A 14,910-nucleotide genomic window follows, 5' to 3' on the forward strand; every position below is an offset into this window, starting at 1 on the left:
GTTTGGGGAAGATTGGCAAGCGATCGATGTAGGCAGATCAAACTTGTATCGAATTGGCTTTTCCCGATGTCACAACCATGATGATCGGGGTTCTTCCTTCGGGTAACATAGCGCCCCTTTGCGATTTCACACTCTTGGGCTTTGGAGAGTTTAATGCCTTTTGCACTTGGCCAGCGTTGGATTAGTGATACAGAGACGGATCTGGGATTGGGAACTGTCGTTGCTGTAGAAGGACGCATGGTTACCCTGATGTTTCCGGCTACCGGTGAAAACCGCATGTATGCCAAAGAGGAGGCGCCGGTCACCCGGGTCAGCTTCAATGTGGGCGATCAGATCGTCAGTCACGAAGACTGGACCATGTTGGTCGAAGAGGTGCAGGAGAAGGATGGGCTGCTTATATATGTCGGCACCCGTACCGACAATGAAGAGCCCGTCGTCCTCAAGGAAGTGTTTCTCAGCAACTTCATCAAGTTCAACAAGCCGCAGGATCGCCTGTTTGCCGGGCAGATAGATCGCATGTCTCGCTTCACCCTGCGCTTTGATGCCCTGATCAACCAGCACCAGCGTCGCCGCAACCCGACTCGTGGTCTGGCGGGGGGCAAGGTCAGCCTGATCCCTCATCAGCTCTATATTGCCCATGAAGTGGGCCACCGTTATGCCCCCCGCGTGCTGCTGGCCGATGAAGTCGGTCTGGGCAAGACCATAGAAGCGGGCATGATCATCCATCAGCAGCTGCTGTCCGGCCGTGCCCAGCGCGTGCTGATCCTGCTGCCGGAAACCCTGCAACACCAGTGGCTGGTCGAGATGATGCGCCGCTTCAACCTGCACTTCTCCCTGTTCGACGAGGAACGCTGCATCGAGGCATTCGCCGATGCCGAGAATCCGTTCGAAACGGAACAACTGGTCATCTGCAGCCTCGACTTCCTGCGCAAGAAGCGCCGCCGCTTCGAACAGGTACTGGAAGCCGAATGGGATCTGCTGGTTGTCGACGAGGCTCATCATCTGGAGTGGAGCGAGGAGACCCCGAGCCGTGCCTACGAAATGGTCGAGGCCCTGGCTGAACAGGTCCCCGGCGTGCTGCTGCTGACCGCCACCCCGGATCAACTCGGCCACCAGAGCCACTTCGCCCGTCTGCGTCTGCTCGACCCCGAGCGCTTCTACGACTACGACGCCTTCCTCACCGAGGAGCAGGCCTATGGCCAGGTCGCCAGCGCCGCCCAGGAGCTGCTTGCAGGCGGAGACCTGAGCGAGGAAGCGAGACGGATCCTCGCCAGCCAGCTTGATGGGCTGGATCTGGCCGATACCGCCGCCCGTCAGCAGGCGGTCGGCAAGCTGCTGGATCAGCACGGCACCGGCCGGGTGCTGTTCCGCAACAGTCGTGCCAATATTCAGGGCTTCCCCGAACGTCACCTCAACGTCTATCCCATGCCGCTGCCGGAGCAGTACAAGACCGCCATCAAGGTGATGGGCATGATGGGGGGCAACGGCGGCGATCTGCAGACCCGCGCCTTGCGCTATCTCTATCCGGAGAAGATCTTCCAGCAGTTCGAGGGAGACAACGCCAGCTGGACCCAGTTCGATCCCCGTATCGACTGGCTGCTGGAACTGCTGCTCGGTGCACGCCAGCAGAAGGTGCTGGTGATCTGCTCCGAAGCGGCTACTGCCATCGCACTGGAAGAGGCGCTGCGGACCCGTGAAGGGATCCGTGGCGCCGTGTTCCATGAAGGCATGTCCATCCTCGAACGTGACAAGGCTTCCGCCTATTTTGCGCAAGCGGAGGGCGGCGCCCAAGTGCTGCTCTGCTCCGAGATTGGTTCCGAGGGCCGCAACTTCCAGTTCGCCAGCCACCTGGTACTGTTCGATCTGCCCCTCAACCCGGATCTGCTGGAGCAGCGCATCGGTCGTCTCGACCGCATCGGCCAGCAGAACACCGTCGAGATCCACGTTCCTTATCTGATAGGTACCGCCCAGCGGGCACTGCTCTGCTGGTATCACGACGGTCTGGATGCCTTCGAACAGACCTGCCCCACCGCTCGCCCCATCTTCGAGGCGGTACGCGATGAGCTGTTCGAGCTGTTGGCTGCCAACGAAGATAACCAGGATGGCCTGGATGCCTTGCTGGTCAAGACCCGTGAGCTGCACGAGCCGCTCAAGGCGAGGCTGGAACAGGGCCGTGACCGCCTGCTGGAGATCCACTCCAGCGGCGGGGCCGCTGCCCAGCAGCTGGTTGACAAGCTGGCGGCCGAAGACGACGACACCGGCATGATCTCTTTCGCCCTCAAGATGTTCGACGAGATCGGTGTCAATCAGGACGACAGAGGGGAGAATGCACTTGTGCTGACCCCGGGGGATCACATGCTGGTGCCAAGCTTCCCTGGCCTGCCCCAGGATGGCATGACCATCACCTTCGATCGCCCCACCGCCCTGGCGCGGGACGACATGGCGCTGCTCTCCTGGGAGCATCCCATCATGCGTGGCGGCATCGATCTCATTCTGGGCTCAGAGATTGGCGCGACCTCGGTTGCCCTGCTCAAGAACAAGGCTCTGCCGGTGGGCTCCATCCTGCTGGAGCTGATCTTCGTGGCTGAATCTGCCGCTCATCCCCAACTCTATCGTTTCATGCCGCCGACCCCGATCCGGTTGCTGATGGACAAGAATGGCCAGAACCTCGGCGAGAAGGTGGCATTCGATGCCTTCAACCGCCAGCTGACCCCGGTCAATCGTCACCTTGGCAGCAAGCTGGTGACGGCGTCACAACCGGTGATCCACGGTCTCATCGGCAAGGGGCAGGTCATCGCCGAAGAGCTGAAAGCCGGCATCGTCGACCAGGCTCGGGCACAGATGGCGCAGACCCTGCAGCAGGATCTGGACAGGCTGGAAGCACTCAAGGCGGTCAATCCGAACGTACGCGACAGCGAGCTGGATTATCTGCGCACTCTGCAGGCAGAATTGCACCACCTGATCGATCAGACCCAACTCAAGCTGGACGCCATCCGCTTTATCGTGGTCACCCATAACTGACAAGGTAGTGAAGGTGCATCGCGGCTGCCGTGCACCTTATTTATCGTGGTCACCCATAACTCAGTCACTGATGGGGCCTGCCCCTTGGATGAAAGATGCAAGACGCTACTTTTGAATATTCACCACCGTTGGAACCCTGGCTCGACATCCTGTTCAAGGACAGAGACATCATGGTGGTCAACAAGCCTACCGGCCTGCTCAGCGTGCCGGGGCGTGGACCGGAAAATGAAGACAGCGTCCTGCACAGGGTCAAGCAGCAGCACCCCAAGGCGGCGGCGGCCCATCGGCTCGACATGTCCACGACCGGAGTGCTCGTCATCCCCCTCACCCCGAATTCCCATCGGGAGCTGAGTCGCCAGTTCCGTGAGCGAGAGACCGAGAAGCACTACCTCGCCTGGGTGTGGGGTGAGCCGGAAGCTAGCTCTGGGCAAGTGGATCTGCCGTTGTGCGTGGACTGGCCCAATCGCCCAAGGCAGAAAGTCGACTTTGAAGAGGGGCGCCATGCCCTGACGCTGTGGGAAAAACTCAAGGTGGAGAATGGCAACAGTCTGATCAAGCTGACTCCGATCACGGGCCGTTCCCATCAACTGCGGGTACACATGCTGGAGCTGGGTCACCCCATCCTCGGGGACAACCTCTATGCCCATCCCGAGGCGCTGGCTGCCGCACCGCATCTCTACCTGCATGCGGCCATGCTGACCATCACCCACCCCCGTAGTGGCGAACGTATGAGCTTCGAGGCCCCCGCCCCTTTCTCATGCTAAGCCTTGATGGCGTTGAATAAGAAAAGCCCCCATCCATGGATGGGGGCTTTTTTATCAGGGTCAGACGTGGATATTGATGTTGCTTCCCAATGATCCCGTCGCCGACGGAGTCGGTGCCTGGGCTGGCTGGGCGGCCGTCTGCAGCAGTTTCAGGGCGGTTTCCCCCTCCTGAAGTTGCTGTTTTTTCGCCAGGCTGGCCACCATCAAGGCAGAACCATATGACGAGGATGCAGTGCTAGAAATGTCCATTGTGTACCTCCTGCCTAAGCACTATCGGCTCTCCTTCCCAAAACATGAGTCATTCACCATCAAATGAGGCATGCCTTGTCCGGTATACGCCTGGCCAGCCAGCGCTCTTCCATTTCCAGCAGAGTCTGATAGGCCTTCACCGCCTGTTCGGGACGGCTGAACAGATAGCCTTGCCCATAGAGATGGATGTCCGTCAGTGCGCGCAGCACATCGAGCTGGCCCTGTGTCTCTATCCCCTCACACACCAGCTTCTTGCCCAGCATGGAGCCCATCCGGCAGATATTGGCAACCAGCTCGGCTGCCTCGACCGAGGTGTCTATGCCCTGTATGAAGGATCTGTCTATCTTCACCTTGCTCACCGGCAGCTTCTGCAGATAGCTGAGGGAAGAGTACCCGGTACCAAAGTCATCAAGGGCAAGTTGAACCCCCTGCTGATTGAGATCCTGCATCAGCTGCAGCGAATTTTTCACCTCCCGCATGGTGGTGTCCTCGGTCACCTCGAGCACCAGGCTGGCCGCGGGGATGTGATGATCCATCAGGGCCCTGGCCACCAGTTTCAAAAGATTGCGCTGATACATCCCTGGTGAGATGTTGACGCACATCTGCAAATCAACCAGTCCCAGATGCTGCCATTTGTGCAACTGCTCGCAGGCGGTATTGAGGATCCAGCTGCCGAGCTTCTCCGCCAGCTGGAACTCTTCCGCCACCTGGATCACCTCGTTGGGCGGAATGAAACCGAGTTCGGGATGACGCCAGCGCAGCAGTGCCTCCACCGCCTCGCAGCGTCCGCTCTCCAGATTGACGATGGGCTGGTAGTAGAGCTCGAGCGCATTGTGTTCAAGCGCCATCACCATGTCTGAGGCCAGATGCTTGCGTCTGGCGGTTTCATTGAGCAGAGAGTTGTCGTAAATGACATAGGGCACGTGGGTCTTGCGGCTGTGGAACAGCGCCTGTTCGGCCCGGCTGAGCAACTCCTGGGTCTGGTTGCTATCCATGGGGAAGAAGGCGATGCCGATGCCGACTTCCAGCCGGAAGGGATAGTTGTCGATGAGGATGTCCTGCTTGAGGGCATAGAGTATCCTCGCCACCAACTCCCTGACCTGGCGCAGATCGCTCCCCTCCCGCTGCAACATGGCCAGCTGATCTCCCCCGAGGCGGGCGATCCACTCACCGTTCTCGCACAGAGCATTCAAGCGCCTTGCCAGCTCCTGCAGCAGGATGTCCCCCGTGCTGTAACCGAACTTGCTGTTGATATCCCGAAAGTCGTTGATATCCACCAGTACCAATCCGAAAGGCGTATCCCGGCTGACGTAGGACTCCATCTTCTCCAGCAGCGCCAGCCGGTTGGCGAGGCCGGTCAGCGGATCGACCCGGGCTGCCCTGAAATGCCGCCTGGCCTCGCGCACCAGCAGGCCACTGAGCAGAATGACCGAGATCACCAGCCCCAGCACCATGAACAGCAGCGCATTGCGCAGTTGGGCGAAGCGCTTGTCATTGCCCGTGTAGACGTTGATGTTGTTCTGCATCACGGAGGCGAGAGAGTAGGAGAGAGGCTCTTGCAGGGGGGCTATCCGCATCAGGATCTGCTGATAATCTGGCGTTCCAGGCTTCAAATCCGCCAATTTTGGCTCAATTTCCCGAATATTACTCTCGGTCAACTGGACCAGCCGCAGCGTTTTTTGATTGTCCCCCAGGCTTTTGCGCAACTGGCCGCTCAAGAGGATCGGAGTCCGGCTCCAGAGGATGTCGTAACGCAGCAGCAGGGCCTCATGGTCGATGCCACCGTAATGGTAGATCTCGACCGCATTGAGGAAGCGTCCCAACTCCAGCTGCAGTTGCATCAGGGCCCAGGAGACATCATAGGTGTACTTTTCCATCACCCGGGTCGCATTCTGTATCTGCACAAGGCAATACAAGGTGCTTCCCGTGAACAACAAGATGGATAGATAGAGAACGCCGAGTAAGGGCCAGGCCCTGGTCTTCGCTTTCACCCTGAACTCCTGCAAGCCACCGTCATTACTGCTGAATATCGATCGAACTCAACTGCCAGATCATCATGTCGGTGAAGGCTGACCGTTTGAGCTCGGGGTATTGATCCAAGGGCAGGATAAACCACAGGGGCCCCTTGTCACGTACCCGCATGGTCATGCCGTCATCCTGCCACGCCAGAATGGGATCATATTGCTTGACCTTATCCCAGTTGATCCGGATCTGAAAACTATTCAGGGCGGTGAGAGTGATGCTCTTGCCCTTGGCACCCACCGCCGTCATCACATCCGCCAGCTTGGGTCCCACGTATTTATGCGGCTTGTCCACCCAGGGGCTGCTGGTCAGGATTTCATGCTGCGGCAGAGCCTTGATCATGGCCAGATCGAATACCACCTCCTCACTGCTCGGGTCGACGGGTTTCACATCCCCCGTCACCTTGAGGATCACAGGACCTGCCGGGGCCGCCATCACCATGGTCGGCAGGCACAGGGAAAACAGTAATGGGATCAAACCTAAATTGCGCATCCTCACCTCAGCTGATTGCACTATCAATAAATCCAGTTTAGTAGTCCTAAAAAAAACGGCTCGCAAATGCGAGCCGTTTGATAACAATGGGTTGATTACATCATACCCATGCCGCCCATGCCACCCATATCAGGCATGGCCGGTGCATCTTTCTTCGGCAGTTCGGTGACCATGCACTCGGTGGTGATCATCAGACCGGCGATGGAAGAGGCGAACTGCAAGGCAGAACGGGTCACCTTGGTCGGATCCAGGATACCCATGGCCAGCATGTCGCCGTACTGTTCGGTATAGGCGTTGTAACCGAAGTTACCTTCACCGTTCTTCACCGCGTTGGCGATGACGGAGGCTTCTTCACCGGCGTTGATGACGATCTGACGCAGCGGGGCTTCCATGGCGCGCAGAGCAACTTTGATACCTACGTTCTGGTCTTCGTTGTCACCACGCAGGTCGGCCAGCTTGGCGGCTGCGCGAACCAGTGCCACACCACCACCGGCAACCACGCCTTCTTCCACGGCGGCGCGAGTCGCGTGCAGGGCATCGTCGACGCGGGCCTTCTTCTCTTTCATTTCCACTTCGGTGGCAGCGCCAACCTTGATGACGGCAACACCGCCAGCCAGCTTGGCCACGCGCTCTTGCAGCTTCTCACGGTCGTAATCGGAAGAGGTCTCTTCGATCTGCTGACGGATCTGGGCCACACGGCTCTCGATCAGAGCAGCATCACCCACGCCATCGATGATGGTGGTGTTCTCTTTGGTGATGACGATGCGCTTGGCACGGCCCAGATCTTCCAGGGTCGCCTTCTCCAGCTCCATGCCCACCTCTTCGGAGATCACGGTACCGCCGGTCAGGATGGCGATATCTTGCAGCATGGCCTTGCGACGGTCACCGAAGCCCGGCGCCTTGACGGCGGCAACCTTCACGATGCCACGCATGGTGTTGACCACCAGGGTCGCCAGCGCTTCGCCTTCCACGTCTTCGGCAATGATGATCAGCGGCTTGCCTGCCTTGGCCACACCTTCCAGCACCGGCAGCATTTCACGGATGTTGGAGACCTTCTTGTCCACCAGCAGGATGAAGGGGTCATCCAGCTCGACGGAGCCGGTTTCCGGCTTGTTGACGAAGTAAGGAGACAGGTAGCCACGGTCGAACTGCATGCCTTCTACCACAGCCAGTTCATCTTCCAGACCCTGACCATCTTCGACGGTGATGACGCCATCACGGCCCACTTTGTCCATGGCTTCGGCAATCAGCTTGCCCACTTTCTCGTCGGAGTTGGCGGAGATGGTACCGACCTGAGCGATGGCATTGCTGTCGGCGCAAGGGGTGGACAGAGCCTGCAGCTCGGCGACGGCAGCCACTACTGCCTTGTCGATACCGCGCTTCAGGTCCATCGGGTTCATGCCGGCGGCAACGGCCTTCAGGCCTTCGTTGACGATGGCTTGTGCCAGTACGGTCGCGGTAGTGGTACCGTCACCGGCAGCGTCGTTGGCCTTGGAAGCAACTTCCTTGACCATCTGGGCGCCCATGTTCTGGAACTTGTCTTCCAGCTCGATCTCGCGGGCAACGGAGACGCCATCCTTGGTGATGGTCGGGGCGCCGAAGGACTTGTCCAGTACCACGTTGCGGCCTTTCGGGCCCAGGGTGACCTTTACTGCGTCAGCCAGAATGTTGACACCTTCCAGCATCTTGATACGCGCGTCGTTACCAAACTTAACTTCTTTAGCTGCCATGTTCTTGAGTCCTTAAATCAATTCGGGGAAAAGGGGAAAATTACTCTTCGACAATCGCCAGGATGTCGGTCTCGGACAGGATCAGCACGTCCTGGCCATCCAGCTTCTCGGTCTTCACGCCGTAGCCTTCGTTGAAAATCACCTTGTCACCAACCTTGACGGCCAGAGCTTTGACATCGCCATTATCCAGAATGCGACCAGTCCCCACGGCCAGAACTTCACCACGGGTGGACTTCTGGGCCGCAGTGCCAGTCAAGACGATACCGCCAGCGGATTTGGCTTCAGCTTCGATGCGCTTGATGATGACGCGGTCGTGCAGTGGACGAATTTTCATCGATAACTCTCCCAAAATGAGTCTCTGTGTTGCTTGAGGAATGGCCGCATCCGGCCAAATTTGTAATGCCCCTGATCTGGGGCAAATTGGGTAGCCCTTCAAGGGCAAATACAAAAAAAATTTTTTCACGTACTATGAACATCCTTGATGGATGAGCGACCCGAGCCAGGACGGTGAATGGACGCGGCCGGCGTGCTGGCCCTGCAGCAACAGAGACGACCCCGTGAGCCGACCCAATCCCATGCTGACCGCCCCCATGCCTGCCGTGCTGCTGCGCATGACGGGCCCCATGATCCTCGGCATCGTCGCCATCCTGGCATTCAACCTGGTCGACACCTTCTTCATCGGCCTGCTGGGCACGCAGGCCCTCGCCGCCATCAGCTTCACCTTCCCGGTCACCTTCGTGGTCACCTCCCTCGCCATGGGACTGGGAGCCGGCCTCTCCGCCCTGCTCGGCCACACCCTGGGTCAGGGACGTCACGACGAGGCGGCCCGCATCACCACGGATTGTCTGTTTCTCGCCGTCCTGCTGGTGACCCTGCTCGCGCTGCTGGGGGCCCTGACCATCACGCCCCTCTTCACCCTGCTCGGGGCCAGTGCCGACCTCATCTCGCTGATCCATGACTACATGCTGATCTGGTATCTCACCGTGCCCCTGCTGGCCCTGCCCATGGTGGGCAATGCCGCCATCCGGGCCACCGGCGACACCAAGACCCCGAGTCTGGTGATGGCGGTGGCCGGGCTGGTCAACGGGGTGCTGGATCCCCTGCTCATCTTCGGCATAGGCCCCTTCCCCGAATGGGGCATCCGCGGTGCCGCCATCGCCACCTCCCTCTCTTGGCTGATGGCGACCCTGGTCAGCCTGCATATCTTGCGCAAGCGGGAGCGACTGCTGTCATGGCGCCTCTCACCGCGGCCACGGCTGCTGGCTCACTGGCGCGCCCTCCTGCACGTGGCGGTGCCCGCCTCCTTCACCAACATGCTCAACCCCTTGGCCAACGCCGTGCTGATGATCATCTTCGCCGGTCTGGGCACCGAGGTGGTGGCCGCCTACGGTGCCGCCTCCAGAGTCGAGGCCTTGTTGCTCATCGTGATGATGGCGCTCTCCTCGGTACTGGCCCCCTTCGTCTCACAGAACTGCGGGGCCGGCAATCCAGCGCGAGCCAAGGCGGCCCTGCTGCTCAGCATGCGCTTCGCCCTGCTGTTCCAGCTCGCCGTGTACGCCTTCATCTGGCTGACGGCTCCCCTCATCGCCGCCCTGTTCAGCGACCAACCCCAGGTGGCACGACTAATCGTGCTCTATCTGCATCTGGTGCCCATCGGTTACGGCTTTCAGGGCATGGTGATGCTGCTGGCGTCCGCCCTCAACGGCGTACGGGCATCCAAGGTCTCCTTCCTGTTCAACGGTCTGCGTCTGTTTGTGTTCTTGCTGCCAGGGGCCTGGCTGGGGGCAAAACTCGGGGGGGAGCAGGGGATCTATCTGGGGATATTGGTGGCCAATCTGGCGGCCGGGGGGCTGGCCTGGGGCTATGCCCATCGCCGTTTCGAGGGACTGTGCCATCAAGGAACCCCCTGAGGACACAGTCCGGTGTCATGTGCGCACCTACTCTTTGCGTTCGAACTCGCCTTCGATGGTGTTACCGCCGCGGTTGCCCGGTTGCGGCCCCTCACCCTGCCCCGGTTCAAAAGGGGATGACGGGTTCTGGAAGCCCCCCATCTGCATCCGGAACTGGCTGCTGCCCACCAGCTTGTCCGCCAGGCGGTTGCGCAACCAGGGCTGCAACAGCAGGATGCCGAAGAAATCGGTCACAAAGCCCGGGATGATCAGCAGCAGGCCGGCCAGCGCCAGCATCATGCCCCCCATCACTTCCCGGCCCGGCATCTCCCCCTGCTGCATCTTCTGCTGGGCACTGAACAGGGTCTTGATCCCTTCGCTGCGCACCAGGGAAGAGCCCAGCACGGCGGTCAATATCAGCAGCCCCACGGTTGGCAGGGCGCCGATCACCGAACCCACCTCGATCATCACGGTGAGCTCCAGCACGACCAGGCCGAATAATAACAATAACAACTTGCCCATAAGATCCTCGGTACGAGTAAAAGGGGTGAACCAGGCGGACCATGGCGAGGAGAGCGATTCCGGCACAGCCAGCCTGCTATCGGTTCTGACAACTGAAATGGGGCCAACTGTACATTTTTCAAGTCTGATGAGTGATACGGATCGGGATTCAGACAAATATCTTCTTGAATCTCTGGGATTGAAGTGTCTGTTCTGTCACAGTAATTCGCACAATTGCAGTATCTGTTTAATGACCACAAGTTATTTAGGGTCGGCTCAAATTTAGTGATCCAGGTCTAATATCAGATACCTCAATTGAGGTAATATCGACCCCAATGATTACCCGGGGGCAGCAAGCTCCCAACCGCCCCACTCGATGTGTGGTGCTTCAGGATGAAAAGTGCGTAAGGAAGTCGCGCCACTCGGTGAGGATTGTTTCCATTTATCTGATTTCTGAGGCATTACAATGAGCGACATCAAGAACGTCCGCATTGAAGAAGACCTGCTGGGCACCAAAGAAGTTTCCAATGATCTCTACTACGGTGTGCACACCCTGCGCGCCGTCGAGAACTTCAAGATCAGCTCCCAGAAGATTTCTGACGTTCCCGAATTTGTCCGTGGCATGGTGCTGACCAAGAAGGCCGCCGCACTGGCCAACGGTGAGCTGGGCACCATTCGTCCCGAAATCGCCGACAAGATCGTCGAAGCCTGCGACCTGATGCTGAACACCGGCAAATGCTTCGACCAGTTCCCGGTCGACGTTTACCAGGGCGGCGCCGGTACCTCCGTCAACATGAACACCAACGAGGTGCTGGCCAACATCGCCCTCGAGATCATGGGTCTGGAGAAGGGTCGTTACGACGTCATCAACCCCAATGACCATGTCAACAAGTGCCAGTCCACCAACGATGCCTACCCCACCGGTTTCCGCGTCGCCGTGGTCAACAGCACCGACACCACCCTGTTCGCCCTAGAAGGTCTGATCGCCGCCTTCGACGCCAAGGCCCAGGAATTCAAGCACATCCTGAAAATGGGTCGTACCCAGTTGCAGGATGCGGTGCCCATGACCCTGGGTCAGGAGTTCCACGCCTTTGCCGTCACCCTGCGCGAAGAGATCAAATCCATCAAGCGCTGTCAGGAACTGCTGCTGGAAGTGAACCTGGGCGCAACCGCCATCGGTACCGGCCTGAACACGCCGCCCGAGTACTCAGCCCTCGCCATCAAACGTCTGGCCGAGATCACCGGTCGTGCCTACGTGCCGGCAGAGGATCTGATTGAAGCGACCTCCGACTGCGGCGCCTATGTCATGCTGCACGGCGCCATCAAGCGTCTGGCCATGAAGCTCTCCAAGATCTGTAACGATCTGCGTCTGCTCTCCTCCGGTCCGCGTACTGCCCTGAAGGAAATCAACCTGCCGGAAATGCAGGCGGGTTCTTCCATCATGCCGGCCAAGGTCAACCCGGTTATCCCGGAAGTGGTCAACCAGTCCTGCTTCAAGGTGTTTGGCAACGATGTCACCATCACCTTCGCCGCCGAAGCCGGTCAGCTGCAGCTGAACGTCATGGAGCCCGTCATCGGTCAGGCCATGTTCGAATCCCTGAGCCTGATGGAGAAGGCCTGTGTCTCCCTGCGCGTCAAGTGCGTGGAAGGGATCACCGCCAACCCGGAAATCTGCATGAACCACGTCCTGAACTCCATCGGTATCGTGACCTACCTGAACCCCTTCATCGGTCACCATGAAGGTGACATCGTCGGCAAGATCTGCGCCCAGACCGGCAAGAACGTCCGTGAAGTCGTGCTGGAACGCGGCCTGCTGACTGCAGAACAACTCGACGAGATCCTCTCCATCGAGAACCTGATGAACCCGCAATACAAGGCCAAGCGCTACACCCGCGAAGCCACTGCATAAGCGAGTCAACAGGCCGGGGTTAGCCCCGGCCTGTTGTAGAGTCAGTTCCCGATTGGCCTCTCCAGCCCCATCGGGAATTGGCTTTCCTGCCACATAAAAACCTAAAAAAACTGGATTATGGAGTGTTTAATATGATTGGAATCGAGTTACTTGTCGTGCTCGCCGCTATCTATCTGGGGGCTCGGATCGGCAGCATCGGCATCGGCTTCGCCGGTGGCCTCGGGGTACTGGTACTGACCTGGGGGCTGGGCATGCCCATCCCGGGTGATCAGCTGGTCGCCTACCTGCCCTGGGACGTGATCATGATCATCGCGTCCGTCATCTGCGCCATCGCCTGTATGCAACTGGCCGGCGGGATGGACTACCTGGTCTCCCTTGCCGAGAAAGCCCTGCGCAAGAATCCCAAGCACATCACCTTCGCCGCGCCCGTGGTCACCTACCTGATGACCATGCTGGCCGGTACCGGTCACACCGCCTTCTCCACCCTGCCGGTGATCGCCGAAGTGGCCAAGGAGCAAGGCATTCGCCCCTCCCGTCCGCTCTCCATCGCGGTCGTCGCCTCCCAGATCGCCATCACCGCCTCGCCGATTTCGGCGGCCGTGGTCGCCTTCTCCGGCATGCTTGAGCCACTGGGGGTGGATTACCTGACCCTGCTGGCCATCTGCATCCCGTCCAGCTTCATCGCCTGTATCCTGGGTGCCTTCGTGGCCAACATGCTGGGCAAGCCGCTGGAGCAGGACGAAGTCTATCTGGATCGCAAGGCCAAGGGTCTCATCAAACTGCGCGGTTCCAGCCAGATTGAGCTCAAGCCCTATGCCAAGCTCTCCGTCGGCATCTTCGTCGCCGCCATCGTCGCCGTCATGGCCTATGCCACCGCCATCTCCGGCAACGTGGGCCTGATCGCGAGCCCCCCCATCCCCCGTGACGGCGCCATCATGGGCATCATGCTCTCCGCCGCCACCCTGATGGTCCTGCTGTGCAAACTGGACGCCTCCCAGGTCACCAACATGCCGACCTTCAAGTCCGGTATGTCCGCCTGCATCTGCGTACTGGGTGTCGCCTGGCTCGGCAACGTCTTCGTGAAGGGCAACATGGTCGAGATCCAGGCCTTTGCCGGTGACCTGCTGAACCAGTACAGCTGGCTGCTGGCCGTGGTGCTGTTCTTCTCCTCCATGCTGCTCTACTCCCAGGGTGCGACCACCAAGGCGCTGATGCCTGCCGCACTGGCACTGGGCGTGAGCCCGCTGGCTGCCATCGCCTCCTTCGCCGCGGTGAGCGCCCTGTTCGTGCTGCCGACCTACCCCACCCTGCTGGCGGCGGTCGAGATGGATGACACCGGCTCCACCCGGATTGGCAAGGCGGTGTTCAACCACCCCTTCTTCATCCCCGGTGTGGCCACCATCGCCATGGCGGTCGCCCTTGGCTTCTTCTTCGGCGGCCTGATCCTCTGATCTTGTCCCATGGATGAAGTTAAAACGGCCCTGCGGGGCCGTTTTCTATTTCAGCCTCTCATTCAGCTCCAGTCAGGCTTGGCAGGGGAGAATTAATCACTATCAGAAAAAACTTACAAAAGCGCGCTATGACACTGACCTCACTCAACTTTAACGGTCAAAAGCACTACTACCTGCTGGTCAATGATGACCTCCATCTGGACAGCTGGACCCTCAAGCAGAGCACCCAGACCCGGCAGTTCGAGGCGCAGGGCAGCAGTCTGTTCTGGCATCACAACGCCAGCAACAGTCTCTGCAAGCTGGTCGCCGACAAATACCCCCGCTGGACCCTGCGCTGGTTCTGTCGGGACCTGCTCAGCAAGCGGATGGTTGGCCATATCGATGCCTTTCGTGAATGGCGCAGCAATCGCCTGATCCGTCAGGCCGGGCTCAATGTGGTGCCCTGCAAGGCCGCCGGTCTCGCCCTCAACCCCCTCAATCCCCTCGGCTCTTTCCTCGCCGTGCAATATCTGCAGGATCACCAGTCGTGCGAGGCTTACTTCCAGCGTGCCGACGAGGCGAACCGGCTCGCTCTGCTGCGCCAGATGGCCAACGATATCTTCCAGCTGGCCAAACAGGGTTATTACCACCGGGATCTGCACCTCGGCAACCTGATGCAGGCCCCGTCGGGCGCCATCGTCTGGATAGATACCCATGTCCGCCGCCTCCCCCTACTGCAAAGCCAGCGCCGGCAGACCCTGATCGCCTCCCTGGAGCCCGGCAAGCTGTTTGGTCAGGGCTACCGTGACTACCTGCTGGCCCAACTGGAGCGGCTGGTACTCGCTCACCGCGCGGCACTGAAAAACGCCCCATAAAAAAAGCCGCTCGAGAGAGCGGCTTTTT

Annotated in this window: 12 protein-coding genes; 6 read left to right on the forward strand and 6 right to left on the reverse strand. The window is 59.5% G+C overall.

The features are described 5' to 3' along the window. Positions 1 to 153: 153 nt before the first annotated feature. The gene (rapA, locus tag ABNP46_RS17860) at positions 154 to 3,021 is read left to right on the forward strand and encodes an RNA polymerase-associated protein RapA (RefSeq protein WP_349919608.1); all 2,868 of its coding nucleotides are present in this window, start codon (positions 154 to 156) and stop codon (positions 3,019 to 3,021) included. A gap of 95 nt (positions 3,022 to 3,116) precedes the next feature. Beyond that, positions 3,117 to 3,785, forward strand: a complete 669-nt coding sequence (gene rluA, locus ABNP46_RS17865) for a bifunctional tRNA pseudouridine(32) synthase/23S rRNA pseudouridine(746) synthase RluA (protein WP_349919609.1) — start codon at positions 3,117 to 3,119, stop codon at positions 3,783 to 3,785. Between the two features lie 60 nt (positions 3,786 to 3,845). On the opposite strand, the gene ABNP46_RS17870 is transcribed toward rluA, so the two are convergent. The 5 genes from ABNP46_RS17870 to ABNP46_RS17890 form a co-directional block, all read right to left on the reverse strand. After that, complete coding sequence (locus tag ABNP46_RS17870; protein ID WP_349919610.1) at positions 3,846 to 4,034, reverse strand: hypothetical protein; 189 nt, start codon at positions 4,032 to 4,034, stop codon at positions 3,846 to 3,848. Positions 4,035 to 4,093: 59 nt separating this feature from the next. Then, on the reverse strand, positions 4,094 to 6,025 hold the full coding sequence (locus ABNP46_RS17875) for a putative bifunctional diguanylate cyclase/phosphodiesterase (RefSeq protein ID WP_349919612.1): 1,932 nt from the start codon (positions 6,023 to 6,025) through the stop codon (positions 4,094 to 4,096). A gap of 25 nt (positions 6,026 to 6,050) precedes the next feature. Then, positions 6,051 to 6,497: a molybdopterin-binding oxidoreductase gene (locus ABNP46_RS17880; RefSeq protein WP_434476202.1), complete on the reverse strand. Its 447-nt coding sequence runs from the start codon at positions 6,495 to 6,497 to the stop codon at positions 6,051 to 6,053. A 146-nt stretch (positions 6,498 to 6,643) separates the two neighbouring features. Next, positions 6,644 to 8,278 carry a chaperonin GroEL gene (gene groL, locus ABNP46_RS17885; RefSeq protein ID WP_349919616.1) on the reverse strand — a complete coding sequence of 545 codons (1,635 nt, stop codon included), beginning with the start codon at positions 8,276 to 8,278 and terminating at the stop codon, positions 6,644 to 6,646. Between the two features lie 40 nt (positions 8,279 to 8,318). Beyond that, positions 8,319 to 8,612 (reverse strand): co-chaperone GroES, encoded by a 294-nt coding sequence (locus ABNP46_RS17890; RefSeq protein ID WP_005309514.1) that lies wholly within the window; start codon positions 8,610 to 8,612, stop codon positions 8,319 to 8,321. 241 nt (positions 8,613 to 8,853) lie between these two features. Here ABNP46_RS17890 and ABNP46_RS17895 point away from each other — a divergent pair, with 241 nt between their 5' ends. Beyond that, positions 8,854 to 10,188, forward strand: coding sequence for an MATE family efflux transporter (locus ABNP46_RS17895; RefSeq protein WP_349922552.1), 1,335 nt, complete (start codon positions 8,854 to 8,856; stop codon positions 10,186 to 10,188). 27 nt (positions 10,189 to 10,215) lie between these two features. On the opposite strand, the gene ABNP46_RS17900 is transcribed toward ABNP46_RS17895, so the two are convergent. Further along, positions 10,216 to 10,689: an FxsA family protein gene (locus ABNP46_RS17900; protein WP_349919618.1), complete on the reverse strand. Its 474-nt coding sequence runs from the start codon at positions 10,687 to 10,689 to the stop codon at positions 10,216 to 10,218. Positions 10,690 to 11,134: 445 nt separating this feature from the next. Between ABNP46_RS17900 and aspA the strand changes: the two genes are divergently transcribed. From aspA to ABNP46_RS17915, 3 genes are all read left to right on the forward strand, one after another. Next, positions 11,135 to 12,577, forward strand: a complete 1,443-nt coding sequence (aspA, locus tag ABNP46_RS17905; protein WP_349919620.1) for an aspartate ammonia-lyase — start codon at positions 11,135 to 11,137, stop codon at positions 12,575 to 12,577. A gap of 131 nt (positions 12,578 to 12,708) precedes the next feature. After that, positions 12,709 to 14,028 carry an anaerobic C4-dicarboxylate transporter gene (locus ABNP46_RS17910; protein WP_349919621.1) on the forward strand — a complete coding sequence of 440 codons (1,320 nt, stop codon included), beginning with the start codon at positions 12,709 to 12,711 and terminating at the stop codon, positions 14,026 to 14,028. Positions 14,029 to 14,156: 128 nt separating this feature from the next. Beyond that, positions 14,157 to 14,882, forward strand: a complete 726-nt coding sequence (locus ABNP46_RS17915; RefSeq protein ID WP_349919622.1) for a lipopolysaccharide kinase InaA family protein — start codon at positions 14,157 to 14,159, stop codon at positions 14,880 to 14,882. The last annotated feature ends 28 nt before the right edge of the window (positions 14,883 to 14,910 follow it).

The organism is Aeromonas veronii (genome assembly GCF_040215105.1).
GTDB lineage: Bacteria > Pseudomonadota > Gammaproteobacteria > Enterobacterales > Aeromonadaceae > Aeromonas > Aeromonas veronii_G.

Coding starts and splice junctions, on each gene's coding strand:
- rapA (WP_349919608.1), top strand. CDS start 154: ATGCCTTTTGCACTTGGCCAGCGTTGGATTAGTGATACAGAGACGGAT.
- rluA (WP_349919609.1), top strand. CDS start 3,117: ATGCAAGACGCTACTTTTGAATATTCACCACCGTTGGAACCCTGGCTC.
- ABNP46_RS17870 (WP_349919610.1), bottom strand. CDS start 4,034: ATGGACATTTCTAGCACTGCATCCTCGTCATATGGTTCTGCCTTGATG.
- ABNP46_RS17880 (WP_434476202.1), bottom strand. CDS start 6,497: ATGGTGATGGCGGCCCCGGCAGGTCCTGTGATCCTCAAGGTGACGGGG.
- groL (WP_349919616.1), bottom strand. CDS start 8,278: ATGGCAGCTAAAGAAGTTAAGTTTGGTAACGACGCGCGTATCAAGATG.
- ABNP46_RS17890 (WP_005309514.1), bottom strand. CDS start 8,612: ATGAAAATTCGTCCACTGCACGACCGCGTCATCATCAAGCGCATCGAA.
- ABNP46_RS17895 (WP_349922552.1), top strand. CDS start 8,854: ATGCTGACCGCCCCCATGCCTGCCGTGCTGCTGCGCATGACGGGCCCC.
- ABNP46_RS17900 (WP_349919618.1), bottom strand. CDS start 10,689: ATGGGCAAGTTGTTATTGTTATTATTCGGCCTGGTCGTGCTGGAGCTC.
- aspA (WP_349919620.1), top strand. CDS start 11,135: ATGAGCGACATCAAGAACGTCCGCATTGAAGAAGACCTGCTGGGCACC.
- ABNP46_RS17910 (WP_349919621.1), top strand. CDS start 12,709: ATGATTGGAATCGAGTTACTTGTCGTGCTCGCCGCTATCTATCTGGGG.
- ABNP46_RS17915 (WP_349919622.1), top strand. CDS start 14,157: ATGACACTGACCTCACTCAACTTTAACGGTCAAAAGCACTACTACCTG.